Genomic DNA, 19,761 nt, shown 5'->3' on the forward strand with positions numbered 1-19,761 from the left:
GGTACAAATGAGGCATTCCCCGTCCGTCCCCCGCCCCGCCGGAGTCCCCCGTGCCGCATGACCCCTCCCCCGCCACCCGGCGGCGGCCGGGCCGCCCCCTCGGCCCCGACGACCCGGACGAGATCGGCGGCTACCCGCTGGTGTCCCGGCTCGGCGAGGGCGGCCAGGGCGTCGTCTACCTGGCGCGCGACCCGGCCCGCAAGGACCGGCCAGTCACGGTGAAGCTGCTGCGCGGCGGCCGGGCCGCCACCGCGCGCGCCCGCGGCCGGTTCGTCAAGGAGGCCGCCGCCGCGCGGCAGGTCACCGGGCGGCACACCGCGCGGGTGCTGGACGCCGACGTCACCGGCGACCGGCCCTACATCGTCAGCGAGTACGTCGAGGGCCCCACGCTCCAGGACGTCGTGGCGGACCGGGGCCCGCTCCGCGGGGACCGGCTGCGCCGGACGGCGCTGGGCAGCGCCGCGGCGCTGGCGGCGATCCACCGGGCCGGGGTCGTGCACCGCGACTTCAAGCCCGGCAACGTCGTGCTCGGCCCCGGCGGCCCCAAGGTGATCGACTTCGGGATCGCCCGGACCGCCGACGCGACCACGCTCACCACCGGGCCCGTCGGCACCCCCGCCTACATGGCCCCCGAGCAGATCGAGGACGAGCCGGTCGGGCCGCCGGCCGACGTGTTCGCCTGGGGCGCGACGATCGTGTACGCGGCGACGGGGCGGCCGCCGTTCGGCACCGGCCCCAACGCCGCCGTCATGCGGCGCATCACCACCCGCCGCCCCGACCTCGGCGACCTGGAGGGGCCGCTGCGCGAGCTGGCCGCCCGCTGCCTGGACAAGAACCCGGCGGCCCGGCCCACCGCGCGCCAGCTCGTGCGGGCATTGCGCGAGGACCGCGCCCCCGCGCCCAAGCCGCCTCCCCGGGAGATCCCCCGCTACCGGTGGCGGATGATGGTCGCCCTTGCGGTGGTCTCGGTGCTGGGGTTCACGCTGGGCATCCTGATCTGACGGGCCGGGCCCGGGGTTCCGGGCTCACCAGTGCGGTGGGCGTTCCTCCAGGAAACGCGCGTCGTCGCCGTCGTCGGAACCGCGCCACTCGCCCCAGCCGGTGTCGGTGTCGTCGGAGGTCTGGTCGGGCAGCACCGGCAGGTCGTCGTCCAGCTCCACCGGGCGCTCGTCGTCGGGTCGCACGCTCATGTGATCCATTGTCGGGGATGACGGAACGTGCCCGACCGGCACCCCCTCGGCCGCGGCGGCGCGCGTCACAGCTCCGGCAGGCGGCGCGCCAGCTCGGCGGCGGCCGCGCCCGGGTCGGCGGCCTCGGTGATCGCCCGCACCACCACGATCCGGCGCGCCCCGGCGGCCAGCACCTGGTCCAGGTTGGTCGCGTCGATCCCGCCGATCGCGAACCACGGGCGGCCCTCCCGCTGCCCGGCCACGTACTCCAGCAGCTTGGGGCCGGGGGCCTCGCGGCCCGGCTTGGTCGGCGTCGGCCACACCGGACCGGCGCAGAAGTAGTCCACGCCCGGCTCGGCGGCGGCGGCCGAGGCCTGCTCGCCGGAGTGGGTGGACCGGCCGATCAGGATGTCCTCGCCGGCGATCTGGCGGGCCAGCGGCACCGGCAGGTCGTCCTGGCCGAGGTGCAGCACGTCGGCGTGCGCGGCGCAGGCGACGTCGGCGCGGTCGTTGACCGCCAGCAGCGCCCCGTGCCGCTCGCACGCCTCCCGGAACACCTTCAGGTACTCCAGCTCCCGCCGCGCCTCCAGCCCCTTCTGGCGGAGCTGGACGATGTCGACGCCGCCCGCCAGCACGGCGTCCAGGAACTCCGGCAGGTCTCCCTGCCGCTCCCGGGCGTCCGTGCAGAGGTAGAGGCGGGCGCGGCTGAGCCGGGCCCGCAGGGAGACGGCGCGGTCGGAGAGCAGGTGCCTGGACACTGGGGGTGGTGTTCCTTTCCGGGGCGTGGGGCCACGGGCCACGGGGCGAACCCCGCGGCCCGTGGCCTCGTCAGTTCAGCGGTCGAGCGGGTGGAGGCTCAGAAGGCCAGGGCCTGGGCGCGGCGGCGCACCTCGGTGCCCCGGTTCTCGCTGAGCGCCTGCACGGGCGTGCCGGGCAGCGTGTCGTCGGCGGTGAACAGCCAGCGCAACGTCTCGACCTCGCCGTAGCCCGCGTCCGACAGCAGCGTCAGCGTTCCCGACAGGCCCTTGATGACCTGGCCGTCGTGGATGAACGCCGCGGGCACGACGAGCACCCCGTCGCGCCGGACCGCCAGCAGCTTGCGCTCGCTGATGAGCTGCTTCAGGCGGTTGATCTTGATGCCGAGGCGCTCGGTCGCCTCCGGGAGGGTCAGCCACTCCCCGACCAGGGTGTCGGTGCCGGGGTCGAGGGTGCTGTCAACGGTCGTGTGCGTCTGGGTCACGCCCCCTTGCTACCACGTCCCGCCGAAAGTCAAACCCTCAGCTCCGCGCCGCCTGGCGCACCGGGACGTCCGGATCGGCCAGCGCGCCGGGGTCCACCGGCGTCCCGGCGGCGATCAGGCGTCTGGCCTGGACGAGGTCGCGGGGCCGGTCCACGGTCAGGATCGCGTCGAGGCGGTCGCCGGTCAGCCACGCCACGGCCCATTTGCGGTCCGCCGGGTCGCCCCGGCGCACCATCCGCCCGGAGGCGGCGTGGAAGCCCGCGTACTGGACCATCCGGCCGAACTGCTCGGACCAGAAGTAGGGGGCGGCGTCGTAGGCGGCGTCCTGGCCGAGGAGGGTCGCGGCGGCGACCTCGGGGGCGTTGAGGGCGGTGTCCCAGTGCTCGACCAGCAGGCGGCGGCGGTAGCGCTCCGACCACCAGGCGGCCACGTCGCCGACGGCCACGATGTCGGGGCGGGCGACGCCGCCGGCGTGGGCGCGCAGGGAGGCGTCGACGACCACGCCGCGCTCGACGTCCAGGCCGGAGCCCTCCAGCCAGGCGACCTCGGGGCGCACGCCGACGCCGACCACGATCTCGTCGGCGTCGATCCGGCCGCCGTCGGCCAGGAGCAGGTGCCCGTCCCCGACCGAGGCGACCTTGACGCCGGTGCGCAGCCCGACGCCCGCCTCGGCGTACCAGGGGGCGGTCAGCGCGCCGACCTCGGGGCCGAGCGCGTGCGCCAGGGGCGTGTCGGCGGCCTCCACGACCGTGACGGCGCAGCCCTTCCGCGCGGCGGTGGTGGCGACCTCCGCGCCGATCCAGCCCGCGCCGACGATCACGACGCGGGCGCCCTCGACCAGGCGCTCGCGCAGCGCGAGGGAGTCGTCGATGGTGCGGACCACGTGCTGGCGGCCGTCGCCGGGCAGGGTGACCGGGGCGGCGCCGGTCGCGATGACCAGGCCGTCGAACGGCAGCTCGCCGGCCGTGGTGGCGAGGACGCCGCCGCCCTCGTCCGCGGCGGCGAGGGTGAGGCCGGTGGCGCGGTCGCCGAGCAGCAGCTCCACGTCCAGCGCGGCCCAGTCGGTGTCCACGGTGGTGTCGTCGCTGTCGCCGGCGAGCACCGCCTTCGACAGCGGAGGCCGGTCGTACGGCCGGTGCCGCTCGGCCGACACGAGCGTCAGCGCGCCCTCGAAACCCTTGCCCCGCAGGGCCTCCACGGCGCGCACCCCGGCCAGTCCGCCGCCTGCGACGATCACCCTCTCCATGGGGCCGAACCCTACTCGGCCGCCGTGCGGCGCCAGAGGGCGGCACCGGAGCACGGCCGGGGGTCGTAGGGTGGAAACCGACAAAGCGCGGGAGTCCGGGCATCGCCGGGCTGAGAGGGCGGCTGAGCGTGCCGCCGACCGCCAGGACCTGATCCGGATCATGCCGGCGAAGGGAGCGCGCATGGACATTGTGATCATCGGCGCCGGGGTGGTCGGGCTGGCCACCGCGTGGCGGGCCGCCGCGCGGGGCGCGGCCGTCACCCTGGTCGACCCGGCCCCCGCCAGCGGGGCCTCGAACGTCGCGGCGGGGATGCTCACCCCCGTCAGCGAGCTCACCTACGGCGAGGAGCCGCTGCTGCGGCTGGGGCTGGCCTCGCGGGAGCGCTACCCGTCGTTCGTGGCCGAGCTGGAGGAGCTGACCGGGCACGACACCGGGTACCGCGCCGACGGCCTCCTCCAGGTCGCCTTCGACGCCGACGACCTGGCGTCCCTGGAGGACCTGCGGCGCTTCCAGGAGTCGCTGGGCATCCCCAGCGAGGCGCTGAACGGCCGCGAGTGCCGCAGGCAGGAGCCGATGCTCGCGCCGGGCGTCCGGGGCGGGCTGCTGGTCCCCCAGGACGGCTCGATCGACCCCCGGAGGCTGGCGCCCGCGCTGCTGGCGGCGGCCGAGAGGCTGGGCGTCACGCTGGTGCGGCGGCGCGCGGCCGGGATCGTCGTGGAACGCGACACCGCCACGGGCGTCCGCCTCGACGACGGGACGGTGCTGCGCGCCGACCGGGTGCTGCTGGCCGCCGGGCCGTGGTCGGGCGACCTGGAGGGGCTGCCGCCGGGCCTGGTGCCGCCGGTGCGGCCCGTCAAGGGGCAGGTGATCCGGCTGCGCGCGCCGGTGCCGTTCCTGCGGCGCTCCACCCGGGGCCTGGTCCGGGGCTTCTCGATCTACCTGGTGCCGCGCGGCGACGGCGAGCTGGTGGTGGGCGCGACCCAGGAGGAGCTGGGGTTCGACACCCGCGTCACCGCCGGGGGCCTGTGGGAGCTGCTGCGCGACGCCCGCGAGCTGGTGCCCGGCGTCACCGAGCTGGAGTTCGTCGAGGTGTCGGCCGGGTTGCGGCCCGGCTCGCCGGACAACGCCCCGGTGATGGGGCCGACCGCGCTGCCGGGCCTGGTGCTGGGCACCGGGCACTTCCGCAACGGCGTGCTGCTCACCCCGGTCAGCGCCGACGTCCTGGCGGCGGCGCTGCTGGACGGCGCGGTGCCCGAGGTGGGCCGCCCCTTCACCCCCGACCGTTTCGAACAGAGGGTCTGAAAACGTGCAGGTCATCGTGAACGGGCAGCCGCGCGAGCTGCCCGAGGGAACCACCGTGGCCGACGCGGTCGCCACGGTCACCGCGGCCGGGTCCGGGGTCGCCGCGGCGGTGAACGACGAGGTCGTGCGGCGCGCCGACTGGGCGGCCACGACGTTGCGGGACGCGGATCGGCTGGAAGTGCTGACCGCGGTGCAGGGAGGCTGAGGCATGGGCGACGACAGGAACGGCACCGGCGGGACCAACCCGGGCGGCACCGACCCGGGCGGCACCGACGCGCTGGTCATCGCGGGGCGGGAGTTCGGCTCCCGGCTGATCATGGGGACCGGCGGCGCGCCGAGCATGCACGTGCTGAAGGAGGCGCTGGTCGCCTCCGGCACGGAGCTGACGACCGTGGCGATGCGCCGGGTGGACCCGGCGGCGCGCGGCTCGGTGCTGGACGTGCTGCGCGAGTGCGACATCGCCGTGCTGCCCAACACCGCCGGGTGCTTCACCGCGGGCGAGGCGGTGCTGACCGCCAAGCTGGCCCGCGAGGCGCTCGGCACCGACTGGGTGAAGCTGGAGGTGATCGCCGACGAGCACACGCTGCTGCCCGACCCGATCGAGCTGGTCGACGCCGCCGAGCAGCTGGTGGCCGACGGCTTCACCGTGCTGCCCTACACCAACGACGACCCGGTGCTGGCGCGCCGACTGGAGCAGGTCGGCTGCGCCGCCGTCATGCCGCTGGGCTCCCCCATCGGCTCGGGCCTCGGCATCCGCAACCCGCACAACATCGAGCTGATCGTGGAGCGCGCGAACGTCCCGGTGATCCTGGACGCGGGCCTCGGCACCGCCAGCGACGCCGCCCTGGCCATGGAGCTGGGCTGCGACGCGGTGCTGCTGGCCACCGCCGTGACGCGCGCCCGGCACCCGGCGCGGATGGCCGCCGCGATGCGGCACGCCGTGGAGGGCGGGCGGCTGGCGAGGCTGGCCGGGCGCATCCCCCGGCGGCGGTACGCGCAGGCGTCGTCACCGTTCGAGGGAATCGCCACCTGACTGAAGGATCACTTAACGGTCGGGTCCAGATTTAGTCGCTGGACCCGAAGGTTCCGGTCGCACGAAACTGGGTGCAACCGGTGCGCACCATTCGGTGTCCACCGAAATGAACCAGACCTAGGGTGCGGTGCATGGGACAGAGAGCAGATCGGCGCGCGGTGGCCGCGGCGGCGGTGACGGTGGTGCTGTGGGCGTCGGCGTTCGTCGCGATCCGCAGCGCCGGGACGGAGTTCGGCGCCGGCGCGCTGGCGCTGGGCCGGATGTTCACCGGGGCCCTGACCCTCGGCGTGATCTGCCTGGTGCGGCGCGAGGGCCTGCCGCCCCGCGCCGCCTGGCCCGGCATCGTCGCCTCCGGCGTGCTGTGGTTCGGCCTCTACATGATCGCCCTCAACTGGGGCGAGCAGCTGGTGGACGCGGGCACGGCGGCGCTGGTGGTCAACATCGGCCCGATCCTCATCGCGCTGCTGGGCGGCTGGCTGCTGAAGGAGGGCTTCCCGCCGCGGCTGATGGCCGGGATGGCGGTGTCGTTCGCCGGGGCGGCGGTCGTGGGGCTGTCGATGTCGGGCGAGGGGCGCGCCTCCCTGCTGGGGGTCGTGCTGTGCCTGGTCGCCGCCGTCACCTACGCGGCGGGCGTGGTGAGCCAGAAGCCCGCGCTGCGGCACGCCTCGGCGTTGCAGGCCACCACCTGGGGCTGCGTGATCGGCGCGGTGGCGTGCCTGCCGTTCGCCGGGCAGCTGATCGACCAGCTCGGCGACGCCTCGCCGACCGCGATCGGCAACATGATCTACCTCGGCGTCTTCCCGACCGCGCTGGCGTTCACGACCTGGGCGTACGCGCTGGCCCGCACCTCGGCGGGCAACATGGGCGCCACCACCTACGCCGCGCCGGCGCTGGTGGTGCTGATGTCGTGGGCGCTGCTGGCCGAGGTCCCCGGCTGGCTGACCCTGACCGGCGGCGTGCTGTGCCTGGCGGGCGTCGCGGTGTCCCGCAGCCGTCCCCGCCGCCCGGCCCCGGTCGACGACCCGGCCCCCGAGGCCGTCGCCGAAGGGGCCACCGAGACGCCCGTGCGCTGACGGTGTGACCGGTTGCGGACGGGACCGCCACCCAACCGCACCCTCCGGGTGACTGTTCCCGGGGGCGCGGCCGGGGTGCACTGGTCCCCGAACGCCTCAGGGGGACGCCATGCAGCACACGCCGACGTTCCGGACCGCGTCGCCGTTCCTGGCCGCCGGGGCCCTCGCCGCCGTCCTGACCGGCTGCGGCGGGGACGGCGGGTCCTCCGGGGGCGGCTCCTGCCGGGGCGACCGCTGCGTGGGCCAGAGCCCCGTCACGACCCGCTGCGCCGACAGCGGCCGCCGGCTGGAGACCCGGGACATCGACCGCAACACCGGCGACCCCGAGACCAGCCACCGGGTCGCCACCGCCGAGCTGTGGCGGTCCCGCCGCTGCGAGTCCGCCTGGATCCGCATCGTGAACCGGGACGGCGCGGCCTCCGCCGAGGACGTCGCGGCCGCCGTGGTGCTGGTGTGGCTGCGCTGGCGGGAGGTCCCGGCCACCCGGGGCCAGGACCTGTCGGGGTTCACCGCCGGGTGGGAGGTCCACTCCCGCGTCCGCGTGGGCGGCCGGGAGGGCGGCGGCGGCGAGCGCTGGTCCACGATGATCGCCACCGCGCGGCGCGGGGACCGCTTCCAGATGTGCGTCCACGACCTGTTCCACCGCGACGACGGCGAGGCCCCCGTCGCCGGGTCCTGGGACTGCACGCCCCGTGGCCAGGGCTGATCGCGGGTCTCCAGGCGGTCACCCGCCGTGACCGGTCACTCCGGGCAGCCGCCCATGCTCATCCTCCGGACTGATGAGATGCACCCGGAAACGCCCTTAAACTCACTTCGATGGACACGACGGTTGCTGATCCCCTCGTCGGGCAGGTGCTCGACGGGCGCTACCGCATTGAGTCCCGGATCGCCCGCGGCGGGATGGCCACGGTCTACGTGGCGCGCGACATCAGGCTGGACCGCACGGTCGCCATCAAGGTGATGCACGCCCATCTCGCGGCCGACGACGACTTCGTGCGGCGCTTCATCGACGAGGCCAAGGCGGCCGCGGCGCTCTCCCACCCCAACGTGGTGGCGGTCTACGACCAGCGCACCGACGGCGAGCACGTGTTCCTGGTGATGGAGTACGTGCCGGGACGCACCCTGCGGGACCTGCTGAGCGAGCGCGAACGGCTCGGCCCGCGCGCGGCGCTGGAGATCATGCAGCCGGTGCTGGCCGCCCTCGGCGCGGCGCACCGCGCGGGCCTGGTGCACCGGGACGTCAAGCCGGAGAACGTGCTGATCACCGAGGACGGCCAGGCCAAGGTCGCCGACTTCGGGCTGGCCCGGGCCGAGACCGCCAGCAAGATGACCCGCACCGGCGTGATCATCGGAACGGTCGGGTACCTGGCGCCCGAGCAGGTCCTGGCGGGCCGGGCCGACGTCCGCTCCGACGTCTACGCCGCCGGCATCCTGCTCTACGAGCTGCTGACCGGCGAGCTCCCGCACCGCGGCGACACCCCGCTCGCCGTCGCCTACAAGCACGTCAACGAGGTCGTCCCGCCGCCGTCGGCCGCCGTCCCCGGCCTGCCGCCGCAGGTGGACGCCCTCGTCTCCCGCGCCACCGCGCACGACCCGGCGCAGCGCCCGCAGGACGCCAACGCGTTCCTGGCGGCCGTCGCCGAGGTGGCCAACGGCCTGCCGCCCGGCATCGACGAGCGCCTCGCGGACCAGCTCGACGGGCACAACGCCACCTCCGTCCTGCCGACGCCCGCACCCGCGCCCGCCAGCGACGGCCGCACCGCCGTCTACGACGGCACCGCGATCCCGCCGGGCGCGACCCGGACCATGGCCCCGGGCGGGATCCCGCCCGCGGGACCGCACACCGCGCCGCCCCGGCCGCGCGGCACCGGCGACCGCGTCATCGGCGCGCTCACCGGGCGCTACGTGCTGATCGCCATCGGCACCGTCGCGGCCGTGGTGCTGGGCTGGGCGGTCTGGTACCAGGTGTCGGGCCAGTACGAGCACGTGCCGAACACCGTCGTCGGCATGACCGTCTCCGACGCGCGCAGCACGTTGCAGGGCAAGGGCCTGACCGTCCAGGTCGGCCGGCAGAAGGTCTACAGCGACCGGGTCGGCAAGGGCCGGGTCGCCAGGACCGACCCGGCGCCCGGCACCCGCCTGACGCAGGGCCAGGCCGTCACCCTCTACGAGTCCAAGGGCCGCGAGCCCAAACGGGTCCCCGACGTCGTCGGCAAGTCGCAGTCGGAGGCGACGCGGACGTTGCGGGACGAGGGCTTCACCGTCGGGCAGGTGCGCCGCGCCTCGTCCCAGTCGGTCCCCAAGGACCACGTCGTGTCCACCTCGCCGCGCGCCGGGGACATGCAGTCCCCCGACGAGCCGGTCGGGCTGGTGGTCAGCAACGGGATGACGATGCCGTCGCTGGTCGGCCAGAACGGCGACGACGCCGCCGACCAGCTGCGCGGCATGGGCCTGGACGTCAAGGTCGAGAAGAGCAGGGACGGCTCCCGGCCGCCGAACACGGTGCTGAGCCAGAACCCGTCCGCGGGCACCGCCGTGTCCCGCGACGACCGCGTCACCCTGGTCGTCAACAAGAAGGACTGCCTGTTCGGCGACTTCCTGTGCGACGAGGGGCCGCGCCGCGGCGGCGGGGACGACGAGCAGCTCCCGATCCCCACGGTGATCGGCCGCACCTTCGGCGAGGCCCGCCAGGCGCTGGAGAGCTCCGGTTTCAGGATGAAGGTCGGCAGCCGCCGCCTCGGCGACCGGGTCATCGGCCAGAACCCCCTGGGCAACGCGCCCCGGGGCTCGGTGGTCACCGTCTGGGGCTGATCCTCCCCGCCGCCTCCCCCACCTTCGCCGGGCCCCGGCCGGGTCGCGTCCCGACCTGGCCGGGGCTCGGCGTCTCCGCGGCTAGGCTGGGCGGCCTATGACGACTCTCAAGAGCCCCATCGGGGCCCATGTTCCGGTGGCCGGGGGCCTGGCGACGGGGGGCCTGAAGTACGCCGCCGAGATCGGCGCCGAGACGGTCCAGGTGTTCACCTCCAACCCGCGCGGGTGGGCCCTGCCCGAAGGAAAGCCCGAGGAGGACGCCAGGCTGCTGGAGCGGTCCGGCGAGATCCCGGTGTTCGTGCACGCCCCGTACCTGGTCAACTTCGGCACGCCCAGCGCCGAGACGCTGGAGAAGTCCCTGGCCACGGTGCGGCACTCGCTGCGCCGGGGCCGCGCGATCGGCGCGCGCGGCGTGGTCGTGCACACCGGCTCGGCGGTCAGCCAGAGCTACGACGCGGCGATGAAGCAGGTGCGCGAGCACGTGCTGCCGCTGCTGGAGGAGATCCCCGAGGACGGCCCGGACCTGCTGCTGGAGCCGATGGCCGGGCAGGGCGCGATGCTGTGCGCGAAGGTGCTCGACCTCGGCGAGTACTTCGACCGCCTGGAGCGCCACCCCAAGCTGGGCGTGTGCCTGGACACCTGCCACGCGTTCGCCGCCGGGCACGACCTGGCCGCGCCGGACGGCGTCGAGCGGACCATCGCGGACCTGGTCGCGACCGTCGGCCCCGGCCGCCTCAAGCTGGTCCACGCCAACGACTCCAAGGACGTGTGCGGCTCCTGCAAGGACCGGCACGAGAACATCGGCAAGGGCCACATCGGCGAGGAGCCGTTCGCGGCGCTGCTGCGGCACCCGGAGGTGGCGGGGGTGCCGTTCGTCATCGAGACGCCGGGCCGCGACGCCGAGCCGCACCGGGCCGACGTGAACGTCCTCAAGCGCCTCCGGGACGCCTGAGCCCGCGCCCGGGTCCGGAAAAAGGACTCAGGTGCCGCTGAACAACCCCCCGACTGTCCAGCGGCACCTGAGCCGTACACCGTCGGATCCCACCCCCCCGGTACGGGATCCGCCGGCTCTGATCCGGCGCGCGACTCGCGCCCGCCGGATCTCCGGTGTTGTCTTGTGCGGGGCTCCGCGCCGTCACCGGCGCCCGCTCCCCGGAGCGGTGCGGCGTCCTGCCGCCACGGAGAACACTAGAGGTGTTCTGATACCGATCGGGGGACGGGAAACGCCACCCTCGATAAACGGTCCGTAGTCAGCGTTATACGTAGAGTAATCGAGCGACGAGCGGTCGGTCCGCCGCGACGAACGGCCGGGCGCGCGCCCGGGAACGGTCCAGCCGGGGCGCGGCGGGTGTCGCCGGAGTGTCGCGGGTTCATCGCGCGGGTCGTTCCGCGCGGTCAGCGGATGACGATCTCTTCGGGCAGGTGCATCCGCGCCATCGCGCGGTCGGCGCGGCGCGGCACGCTCCGCCGGGTGGCCAGCGACACCCCGGCCATGACGGCGAACGAGATCGGCGCGACCACCAGCGCGGGCTGCTCCAGCAGCGCCGCGGGCCAGCCCGTCCACGGGCCGCCGAACAGCGCCGCCACGCCCGCCGCGACCGCCAGCCCGCCGCCGACCACCAGGCCCGCCCCGGCCCCGGCGGCGGTCAGCCCGCGCCACCACAGGCCCAGCACCAGCAGCGGGCACAGCGAGCACGCCGAGACCGTCAGCGCCAGCGTGACCAGCACCGCCGACCCCAGCGTCCCGATCTCCGACACCAGCGCCAGCGGCACCACCAGCGCGAACACCGCGCCCAGCCGGAACACCGTGACGCTGCCGCGCCCCACGCACTGCGCCACCGTTCCGGCGATGGCCACCACGATCCCGCAGGAGGTGGAGATGAACGCCGCGAACGCCCCGGCCGCCACCAGCCCGGTCAGCAGCGCCCCCGCCGGGTCGGGCAGCAGCTGCTGCGGCAGCATCAGGATCGTCGCGTCGGTGTCGCCGGTCATCAGCAGCTCGGGCATGTAGACGCGGCCCAGCGCGCCGTACAGGGCCGGGAAGACGTAGAACAGCGACAGCAGCACCGGCACCATCGCGGCCGTGCGGCGGGCGGCCCGGCCGCAGGTGTTGGTGTAGAAGCGCATCAGGATGTGCGGCAGCCCCACGGTGCCCAGCACCACGCCCAGCAGCGCCGAGTAGACGGCGTACAGGCCGTGGTCCAGGGACGCGCCGTCGGGCATCGACCAGCGCGTGCCGTCCCGCGCGGGCACGTGGTCGACGTGCGGCACCCGCGCGCCCGCCGGGAACGTCAGCGTCGCGCCCTCCCCGACGGTGTGCCCGCCCGGCGCCAGCGTCAGGTCCGCGCCGTCGTGCGCGGCGCCGTCCACGGTCCCGGTGGCCCGCACCCGCGTGGGGTGGGCCACCCGGACGGTCACGCCCGTCTCCACCCGCACGTCGGTGACGCGTTCGAAGCGCGGCGGCCCGCCGGTCGTGGGGTCGGCCGCGCCGTCCAGCTGCCACACCGACAGCACCGCCACGGCGGGCACCGCGACCGCCACCAGCTTGATCCAGAACTGCACGGCCTGCACCGCGGTGATGCTGCGCATGCCGCCCGACAGCACCAGCAGCAGCACCACGGCGACGACCACGGCCCAGCCCGCCCACACCGGCGCGCGGGTCAGCACCCGCAGCGTCACGCCCGCGCCCTGGAACTGCGGCAGCAGGTAGAACCAGCCGATGAAGATCACGCACCAGGACACCAGCCGCCGCACGGCCCGCGAGCCCAGCCGCCACTCGGCGAAGTCGGAGATCGTGTAGGCGCCCGAGCGGCGCAGCGGCGCGGTCACCAGCGCCAGCAGCAGCACGTACCCGGCGACCGCGCCGAGCGGCAGCCACAGCATGTCCGCGCCGTGCGCCAGCACCAGCCCGGCGGTGCCGAGGAACGCCGCCGCCGAGATGTACTCGCTGCTGATCGCCGAGGCGTTCCACAGCGGGGTGACGCCGCGCGAGGCGACCAGGAAGTCGGAGGTGGTGCGCTCGGTGCGGCGGCGGCCGTAGGAGCCCAGCACGGCCGTCAGGCCCAGCACCGCGACCAGCGCGGCCAGCGCGGCCGTCACCGCCATGACGATCACGACCGCTCCACCAGCCGCAGGAAGTCGCGTTCGGTGCGCTCGGCCCGCCGGGCGTGCCGGACCGCCAGCCCGATCCACAGCGGTTGCAGGCCGAGCGCCAGCAGCAGCCACGGCAGCGGCACGCCGTGCAGGCGGGCCTGCGCCAGCGCCGGGACCTGGAACAGCAGCGGCAGCGCCACCAGCACCCCCGCGACGGCCGCGCAGGTCGCCAGCGCCGAGCGGAGCTGGGCGCGGATCAGGGACCGGACGTAGACCGCGCCCAGCTCGGTCTGCTCGTCCAGGTCGCGGACGACGCTCCAGTGCGCCGCCGGGCGGTCGCCGCGCCCCGGATCGGTCCGGGCCTGGTCCGCGCGGGTCCGGTCGGCACGGGCCCGGTCGGCGCGGGCGCGGTCGGCGCGGGCCCGGTCGGCACGGGCCCGGTCGGCACGGGCGCGGCCGGTGCGAACGCCGGTCACCACGACCCGGCGCGGCCTCTCTCGGTGGGGTTCGTCGCCGGGCTCGGCGAGCGTCTCGGCGGGCGGGCCCATGGTCGGCTCAGGCATCGGGTCCGTCCCCCTGGATCGCCTCGTTGTGCCGGAACCGGCGGACCAGCAGGTCGCGCACCTCCCGGGTGTGGCGGCGGCTCACCGGCAGCAGCTCCTCCCCCACCTGGACGGCGGCGCGGCCCCCGTCGAAGCGCAACTCGCTGATGTGCGCCGAGGCGACCAGCGTGCTGCGGTGGATGCGGATGAACCCGGCCGCCTCCCACCGCCGCGCCAGCGACGCCAGCGACATGCGCACCAGGTAGCTGCCCTCGTCGGTGTGCAGCCGCACGTAGTCGCCCTGCGCCTCGACGTGGGTGACCGAGCTGCGCGGCACCAGGCGGGTGCGCCCGCCGAGCTCGACCGGGACCATCTCGTCCTCGGCGGGCGGGCCCCCCTCCGACGGCAGCGCCCGGTGCACGGCCTCGTCGACGCGGCGGACCGCCTCGGCGAGCCGTTCGGGCCGCACCGGCTTGAGCAGGTAGTCCAGGGCACCCAGCTCGTAGGCGGCCACCGCGCAGTCGTCGTGCGCGGTGACGAACACCACCTCGGGCGGCGCGGCGAACCCGGTCAGCAGCCGGGAGAAGTCCAGCCCGTCCAGCCCCGGCATGCGGATGTCGAGGAAGACGGCGTCGAGGCGGTCCCCCGCGACCAGCATGCGGCTGAGGTTGCGCAGCGCGGCGGCGGCGTCGCCGGCGCCGGTGGCCTGCTCGATGCGGGGATCCTCCCGCAGCAGGTAGCACAGCTCTTCGAGGGCGGGCAGCTCGTCGTCGACGGCCAGGACGCGCAGCATACAGAGGACCTTGCCGCGATTACGGTCCGCACGCAATAGGTTTCGTCAGGTAAGGGCCCCCGCTAGTCCGGGAAGACCCCCGGCCGGTACTTCGGCACCCGGAGGCTGACCTTGGTCCCGGCGCCCGGCGCGGTCTCCACCGTCAGGCCGTACTCGTCGCCGTAGACCTGGCGCATCCGCTCGTCGACGTTGGCCAGGCCGATGCCCGCGCCGCCGCGGTCGCGCCCGGGGCCGGGCGACAGCGCGCCCGCCGACAGGATCCCGCGCAGCCGCTCGGGGTCCATGCCGACGCCGTCGTCCTCCACGCTGATCGTCGCCTCCGGACCGGCGTCCCGCGCCACGATCTTGATGTGGAACTCGGTGCGCGCGCCCTCCATGCCGTGCCGGATGGAGTTCTCCACCAGCGGCTGGAGCGACAGGAACGGCACCGCCACCGGCAGCACCTCGGGGGCGACCTCCACGCTGAAGTGCAGCCGGTCGCCGAACCGGGCCCGCTCCAGCAGCAGGTAGCGGTCGATGGAGCGCAGCTCGTCGGCCAGGGTGGTGAAGTCGCGGGGGTTGCGGAACGAGTAGCGGGCGAAGTCGGCGAAGTCCAGCAGCAGCTCGCGGGCGCGTTCGGGGTCGGTGCGCACGAACGAGGCGATGGTGGTCAGCGAGTTGTAGACGAAGTGCGGGGAGATCTGGGCGCGCAGCGCCCGCATCTCGGCCTCGGCGAGCCGGGCGCGGGAGGAGTCCAGCTCGGCCAGCTCCAGCTGCCCGGCGACCCAGCGCGCGACCTCCCCGACCGCGCGCACCCGGGCGGCCGAGGCGCTCGGCCCGTAGACGGCCAGCACGCCCGTCACGCGGCCCTCGACCGTCAGCGGGGCCAGCATCCCCACCCGGATCCGGCACGCGGGGTCGTCGCACGCCAGCGCGTCGGGGGTGAGCACGCGGGGGCGCCCGCCGGTCAGCACCGGGCGGGCCTGGCAGGCCGCGCCGGCCGAGTGGCGGTCGCCGCCCTCGCCGTCCCAGACCAGCAGCTCGCCGTCCGTCTCCTCGTCGTCGGTGTCGACGTCGTCGGCGGCGGGCCGGACGGCGACCAGCGCGACCGCCTCGGCGCCCAGCAGGGCGCGCAGGTGCCGGGCGGCCTTGCGGGCCGACTCGCGGGTCAGGCCCGCGCGCAGCGACGGGGAGGCGCGGGAGATGGTGTGCAGGGCCCGGAACGTCGCCTCGTCGGCGGGCGTGCCGAACCCGTGGCGCCGCGCCCGCAGCCGGGACGGCAGGGTGCGGCCCGCGGCCCCGGCGAACACCGCCATGAAGACGGCCCCGACCAGCACGAGGACGGACGGTGCGGACATGGGAACTCACGGTAACGTGAGAATCCCATCACCGCAGTGCTTTCCCGGGTTCTCCGTCCCCGTCACAGCGGCGGGGACTCCCCGTCCTCCTCCTGGTAGGAGTAGCGCTGCTCGCGCCAGGGGTCGGCGACGTTGTGGTAGCCGCGCTCCTCCCAGAACCCGCGCCGGTCCTTGACCATGTACTCGATGGCGCGGACCCACTTGACGCTCTTCCACGCGTACAGGTGGGGCACCACCATCCGGACGGGGAAGCCGTGGTCGGGGGTGAGGCGCTCGCCGTCGCGGTGGGTGGCCAGCATCGCCCCGTCGGCGAGGAAGTCGCCCATGCGGACGTTGGCGCTGTAGCCGTACTCGGCCCACACCATGACGTGCGTGACGTCGGGATGGGGCGGGGCGAGCTCGACGAGCGCCGAGCCGGGCACCCCCTCCCAGGCGATGTCGGGGATCGTGAACTTGGTGACGCAGTGGAAGTCGGCGACCGTGGTGACGCGCGGCAGGGCGTCGAACTCGTCCCAGGTCCACCGGTGCTGCCCGCCGTCGGCGGTGGCGCCGAAGACACGCAGATCCCAGTCCTTGGGACGGAACTTGGGGACCGGGCCGTAGTGCAGGACCGGCCAGCCGCGGGGGATGTACTGCCCTGGCGGCAGTGGCTTCTCGGGTGGGGACATGACGCGGGACATCCTCCCACCCGGCGTGAGGTGTGCCACGCCCGGGGGTGCGGTCCCCACGGCGACCGTTCATCGGCTAGCCTGTGACCCATGCGCAACCTCGTCTATCTGTTTTGGTTCGACCAGCCCGGGAGGCTGGTCTGCCAGACGTTGCGCTGACAGACCTCAGTCAAAGAGCCCCGGGCCTCCGTAGCCCGGGGCTCTTTGTCGTTTCAGGGGTTCCACCCATCATCGGAGAGGCAGCAGTACATGGTCGTCGTCATGGCCCCGGGGGCCACCGAAGCGGATATCGAGCGCGTCGTCTCACTGGTCGAGACGGCCGGGGGCGACGCGTTCGTCAGCCGGGGCGTGGAACGCACCATCATCGGCCTGGTCGGGGACGTGCAGCAGTTCGGCTCGCTGAACCTGCGCTCGCTGAACGGCGTCAGCGACGTCATCCGCATCTCGGCCCCCTACAAGCTGGTCAGCCGGGAGAACCACCCCGAGCGTTCGATCGTGCGGGTCGGCGGCGTGCCGGTCGGCCCCGGCACCATGACCCTGATCGCCGGTCCGTGCGCGGTCGAGACGCCCGAGCAGACCCTCGCGGCGGCCGAGATGGCGCGGGCGGCGGGCGCGACGCTGCTGCGCGGCGGCGCGTTCAAGCCGCGCACCTCGCCCTACGCCTTCCAGGGCCTGGGCGAGACCGGCCTGAAGATCCTCGCCGACGTGCGCGAGGAGACCGGGATGCCGATCGTGACCGAGGTGGTGGACGCCGCCGACGTCGAGCTGGTCGCCTCCTACGCCGACATGCTCCAGATCGGCACCCGCAACGCGCAGAACTTCGCGCTGCTCCAGGCCGCCGGCGAGGCGGGCAAGCCGGTGCTGCTCAAGCGCGGCATGAGCGGCACGATCGAGGAGTGGCTGATGGCCGCCGAGTACATCGCCCAGCGCGGCAACCTGGACATCGTGCTGTGCGAGCGCGGCATCCGCACCTTCGAGAAGGCCACCCGCAACACCCTGGACATCTCCGCCGTCCCGGTCGCCCAGCGGATGTCGCACCTGCCGGTGATCGTGGACCCGTCGCACTCGGGCGGCCACCGCGACCTGGTGCTGCCCCTGACCCGCGCCGCCATCGCCGTCGGCGCCGACGGCGTCATCATCGACGTCCACCCCCACCCCGAGACCGCGCTGTGCGACGGCCCGCAGGCCCTGGTCGACGGTGACCTGCGCGAGCTGGCCAAGGTCGTGCGGACGCTGCCGCCGCTGGTCGACCGGGTGCTGACCGCGGCCCCCGAGGCCGTTCCGGCCTGACCCCGCGCCCGCGCCGGGCGCCGCCTCTCCCCCTCCCCGCCGTGGTCGGGTCATCCCACGACGACCGGCCCGGCCACGGCGGGTGGTAGGGTCCCGTCCATGGCGTACTGGACCTCCAACTGCGGACCGCCCCGCTCCTGACCGGGGCGCGGCGATCCCTCCTGATCCTCGTGTGACGACCCCGCGCTGACGCGCGCCGGGGTCCGTCCTCCTGCGCCCCGGATCCGAATCCTCCCTGTCGATTCGAGTCCAGGAGCGTTTCCTCCAGTGTCCGTACGCACTGATTCCGCACGTACCGGTTCCACGCGCCCGTCCGCCCTGCGCACCGGCGGCGCCGACATCCTGCTGGCCGCGTGCCTGTGGGGCACCACCGGCACCGTCCGCACCTTCGCCCCCGAGGCCTCCAGCCTGTCGATCTCCGCCGTCCGCATCGTGCTGGGCGGCCTGGTCCTGGCGGTCCTCGTCGGGTGCACCGGGCGCGGCGGAGCCCTGCGCGCCCTGCTGGGCACGCGCCGCGGCCTCGTCCTGATCGCGCTGGGGGCGGTGGCGATCTCCGTCTACCAGACGGCGTTCTTCACCGCCGCCGCCCGCACCGGGGTGGCGATCGGCACGGTCGTCACCATCGGCAGCGCCCCGGCGTTCAGCGGGCTGCTCGGCGTCCTCACCCGCCAGTCCCGGCTGACCGGGCGCTGGGTGCTGGCCACCGCCGGAGCCGTGAGCGGCTGCGCGCTGCTGGTCGGCGGCGGCGAGGACGCGGGGGCCGACCCGCTCGGCATCGCCCTGGCGCTGCTGTCGGGCCTGTCCTACGCGGTCTACGCCACGGTGGCCGCCACCCTGATCACCCGGGGTCACCAGGACCGCGTCGTCGCCGGCGCCCTGTTCGGCGCGGCGGGGCTGCTGTTCCTGCCGGTCCTGCTGGTGAACGTCCCGGCCTGGGCGTTCACCGGGACCGGCGCGGTGATCGCCCTGTACCTGGGCGTGGTCACCACCGGCGGCGGCTACCTGCTGTTCGCGCGCGGGCTGCGCACCACCCCCGCCACGACGGCGACCACGCTGACCCTGGCCGAACCGGCGGTGGCGGCCCTGCTCGGCGTGGCCGTGCTCGGCGAACGCCTGGGCGTCCTCTCCCTGACGGGTCTGACCCTGCTGGCGGCGAGCCTGGTGATCCTCGTCTGGCCGAACCGCCGCTGAATTTCAACCAGGGAAAAAATTGGTCTGAACCACTCGCCAGGCGGGGACGGGGCGGGGATGATGCTCGGCATGACTACGGGTGACGGCGACACCGGTCGGCTGTTTCCGGAGGATCTCGGAGACGTCGATCCGGTCGCCGCGGTGATGCTGGCCGACGCCTGCCGGGCCATCGCCGCCTACCCCGAACTCGTCGTGGTGGGGGCGTTGTTCACCGCCACCGAGCGGGTGGTGGACGGCTGGCAGGTCGTGTGTCCGTACGACCCGCTGCCCCAGGGGGCGCGGGAGATGCTGGCCGACCATCTCGGTGACCGGGCGGCGCTCGCCGGTGGCGGCGCCGCCCGGGAGCTGGGCGCGGCGGCGCGGTCGCTGCGGGCCAGGCCGCGCGACGAGGTGCGCGCCGACGGGCGGCGGTTCCGGATCGTGCGGATCGAGCAGCTGGTGCGGACCGGGCTCGACGGGCCCGAGCCGCCCCGGCCCACCGATCCCGATCCGCGCGCCGACGGGCGGCGGCCCGTCCCGGCCCGCCCCTACGAGCTGCTGCGGGACGGGGCCGGGGTGCCCGAGTCGGCCGCCGGGGAGCTGCTGTGCCAGGTGCTGGACGCGGCCGCCCGGACCGGCGCCGAGCCCGCCGAGGGGTTCTGGGTGCCGGTGCCGCTGGCGCCGGCGTTCACCGTCGCCGAACGCGTCGAGGGCCGCTGGCAGCCGGTCGGGCGGCTGTACGACGCGCCGCGGCAGGCCCGGGACTCGCTGGCCACCTACTTCCGGCACGTGGTCCCGGCGGTGGAGCGGCCGGACGAGGCCGCGCTGGCCGAGTACGCGCGGGCCGCGACGGCGATGCGGGACGGGACCCGCCGCAACGGGATCGCCGTGGCGGGCCGCCGGTTCCGGATCGTGCGGATCGAACGGATCACGCTGCTGGGGCCGGACGGCCCCGAGCCGCCCCGCCCCACCGACGCGGACGTGGCCGGGTAG

At 75.0% G+C, this 19,761-nt stretch carries 20 protein-coding genes and 1 riboswitch; of the genes, 11 read left to right on the forward strand and 9 right to left on the reverse strand.

Translation table 11 applies throughout. From position 1 onward, the window contains the following. The first annotated feature begins 50 nt into the window (after positions 1–50). A complete protein-coding gene (locus AKI01S_RS01470) occupies positions 51–1,001 on the forward strand; it encodes a serine/threonine-protein kinase (RefSeq protein WP_067811421.1) in 951 nt (316 codons plus the stop codon). 24 nt (positions 1,002–1,025) lie between these two features. Here AKI01S_RS01470 and AKI01S_RS51540 read toward each other — a convergent pair whose 3' ends face one another. The 4 genes from AKI01S_RS51540 to AKI01S_RS01485 form a co-directional block, all read right to left on the reverse strand. Beyond that, the gene (locus AKI01S_RS51540; protein WP_169813889.1) at positions 1,026–1,190 is read right to left on the reverse strand and encodes a hypothetical protein; all 165 of its coding nucleotides are present in this window, start codon (positions 1,188–1,190) and stop codon (positions 1,026–1,028) included. Between the two features lie 65 nt (positions 1,191–1,255). After that, positions 1,256–1,927 carry a thiamine phosphate synthase gene (gene thiE, locus AKI01S_RS01475; protein ID WP_067811423.1) on the reverse strand — a complete coding sequence of 224 codons (672 nt, stop codon included), beginning with the start codon at positions 1,925–1,927 and terminating at the stop codon, positions 1,256–1,258. 98 nt (positions 1,928–2,025) lie between these two features. After that, positions 2,026–2,409, reverse strand: coding sequence for an Rv2175c family DNA-binding protein (locus AKI01S_RS01480; RefSeq protein WP_067811425.1), 384 nt, complete (start codon positions 2,407–2,409; stop codon positions 2,026–2,028). 37 nt (positions 2,410–2,446) lie between these two features. Continuing rightward, a complete protein-coding gene (locus tag AKI01S_RS01485) occupies positions 2,447–3,655 on the reverse strand; it encodes an NAD(P)/FAD-dependent oxidoreductase (protein ID WP_067811428.1) in 1,209 nt (402 codons plus the stop codon). A gap of 77 nt (positions 3,656–3,732) precedes the next feature. Continuing rightward, a riboswitch (TPP riboswitch) is annotated at positions 3,733–3,847 on the forward strand. On the opposite strand from AKI01S_RS01485, the gene thiO reads away from it, so the two are divergent. The 7 genes from thiO (at position 3,837) to AKI01S_RS01520 (ending at position 10,827) form a co-directional block, all read left to right on the forward strand. Then, positions 3,837–4,958: a glycine oxidase ThiO gene (gene thiO, locus AKI01S_RS01490; RefSeq protein WP_067811431.1), complete on the forward strand. Its 1,122-nt coding sequence runs from the start codon at positions 3,837–3,839 to the stop codon at positions 4,956–4,958. (Overlaps the previous riboswitch by 11 nt.) A 4-nt stretch (positions 4,959–4,962) precedes the next feature. Then, positions 4,963–5,163 carry a sulfur carrier protein ThiS gene (gene thiS / locus AKI01S_RS01495; protein ID WP_067811434.1) on the forward strand — a complete coding sequence of 67 codons (201 nt, stop codon included), beginning with the start codon at positions 4,963–4,965 and terminating at the stop codon, positions 5,161–5,163. Positions 5,164–5,166: 3 nt separating this feature from the next. Beyond that, positions 5,167–5,991 (forward strand): thiazole synthase, encoded by an 825-nt coding sequence (locus AKI01S_RS01500; protein ID WP_083998727.1) that lies wholly within the window; start codon positions 5,167–5,169, stop codon positions 5,989–5,991. A gap of 131 nt (positions 5,992–6,122) precedes the next feature. Further along, positions 6,123–7,064, forward strand: coding sequence for a DMT family transporter (locus AKI01S_RS01505; RefSeq protein ID WP_067811436.1), 942 nt, complete (start codon positions 6,123–6,125; stop codon positions 7,062–7,064). 109 nt (positions 7,065–7,173) lie between these two features. Next, the gene (locus AKI01S_RS01510; RefSeq protein ID WP_067811439.1) at positions 7,174–7,770 is read left to right on the forward strand and encodes a DUF2690 domain-containing protein; all 597 of its coding nucleotides are present in this window, start codon (positions 7,174–7,176) and stop codon (positions 7,768–7,770) included. A 110-nt stretch (positions 7,771–7,880) separates the two neighbouring features. Beyond that, positions 7,881–9,875, forward strand: coding sequence for a Stk1 family PASTA domain-containing Ser/Thr kinase (gene pknB / locus AKI01S_RS01515; protein WP_067811442.1), 1,995 nt, complete (start codon positions 7,881–7,883; stop codon positions 9,873–9,875). A 97-nt stretch (positions 9,876–9,972) separates the two neighbouring features. Beyond that, positions 9,973–10,827, forward strand: a complete 855-nt coding sequence (locus AKI01S_RS01520; RefSeq protein WP_067811444.1) for a deoxyribonuclease IV — start codon at positions 9,973–9,975, stop codon at positions 10,825–10,827. Between the two features lie 443 nt (positions 10,828–11,270). Here AKI01S_RS01520 and AKI01S_RS01525 read toward each other — a convergent pair whose 3' ends face one another. From AKI01S_RS01525 to AKI01S_RS01545, 5 genes are all read right to left on the reverse strand, one after another. After that, positions 11,271–12,980: a sodium/solute symporter gene (locus tag AKI01S_RS01525; protein WP_067811572.1), complete on the reverse strand. Its 1,710-nt coding sequence runs from the start codon at positions 12,978–12,980 to the stop codon at positions 11,271–11,273. 5 nt (positions 12,981–12,985) lie between these two features. Next, positions 12,986–13,531 (reverse strand): hypothetical protein, encoded by a 546-nt coding sequence (locus AKI01S_RS50140; protein ID WP_157419585.1) that lies wholly within the window; start codon positions 13,529–13,531, stop codon positions 12,986–12,988. Continuing rightward, positions 13,524–14,303 carry a LytR/AlgR family response regulator transcription factor gene (locus tag AKI01S_RS01535; protein ID WP_067811450.1) on the reverse strand — a complete coding sequence of 260 codons (780 nt, stop codon included), beginning with the start codon at positions 14,301–14,303 and terminating at the stop codon, positions 13,524–13,526. Before AKI01S_RS01535 ends, AKI01S_RS50140 begins: the two co-directional genes overlap by 8 nt. A 62-nt stretch (positions 14,304–14,365) precedes the next feature. Continuing rightward, positions 14,366–15,640, reverse strand: coding sequence for a histidine kinase (locus AKI01S_RS01540; protein ID WP_067811453.1), 1,275 nt, complete (start codon positions 15,638–15,640; stop codon positions 14,366–14,368). A 62-nt stretch (positions 15,641–15,702) separates the two neighbouring features. Beyond that, a complete protein-coding gene (locus AKI01S_RS01545) occupies positions 15,703–16,308 on the reverse strand; it encodes a sulfite oxidase-like oxidoreductase (protein WP_067811456.1) in 606 nt (201 codons plus the stop codon). Between the two features lie 249 nt (positions 16,309–16,557). On the opposite strand from AKI01S_RS01545, the gene aroF reads away from it, so the two are divergent. From aroF to AKI01S_RS01560, 3 genes are all read left to right on the forward strand, one after another. After that, positions 16,558–17,598 (forward strand): 3-deoxy-7-phosphoheptulonate synthase, encoded by a 1,041-nt coding sequence (gene aroF / locus AKI01S_RS01550; RefSeq protein ID WP_067811458.1) that lies wholly within the window; start codon positions 16,558–16,560, stop codon positions 17,596–17,598. Positions 17,599–17,865: 267 nt separating this feature from the next. Next, entirely contained in the window at positions 17,866–18,789 is a 924-nt protein-coding gene (locus AKI01S_RS01555) for an EamA family transporter (RefSeq protein ID WP_067811461.1), read from the forward strand. A 69-nt stretch (positions 18,790–18,858) separates the two neighbouring features. Next, the gene (locus AKI01S_RS01560; RefSeq protein ID WP_067811462.1) at positions 18,859–19,761 is read left to right on the forward strand and encodes a DUF5954 family protein; all 903 of its coding nucleotides are present in this window, start codon (positions 18,859–18,861) and stop codon (positions 19,759–19,761) included.

Source organism: Actinomadura kijaniata NBRC 14229, from assembly GCF_001552175.1.
GTDB classification, from domain to species: Bacteria; Actinomycetota; Actinomycetes; order Streptosporangiales; family Streptosporangiaceae; genus Spirillospora; species Spirillospora kijaniata.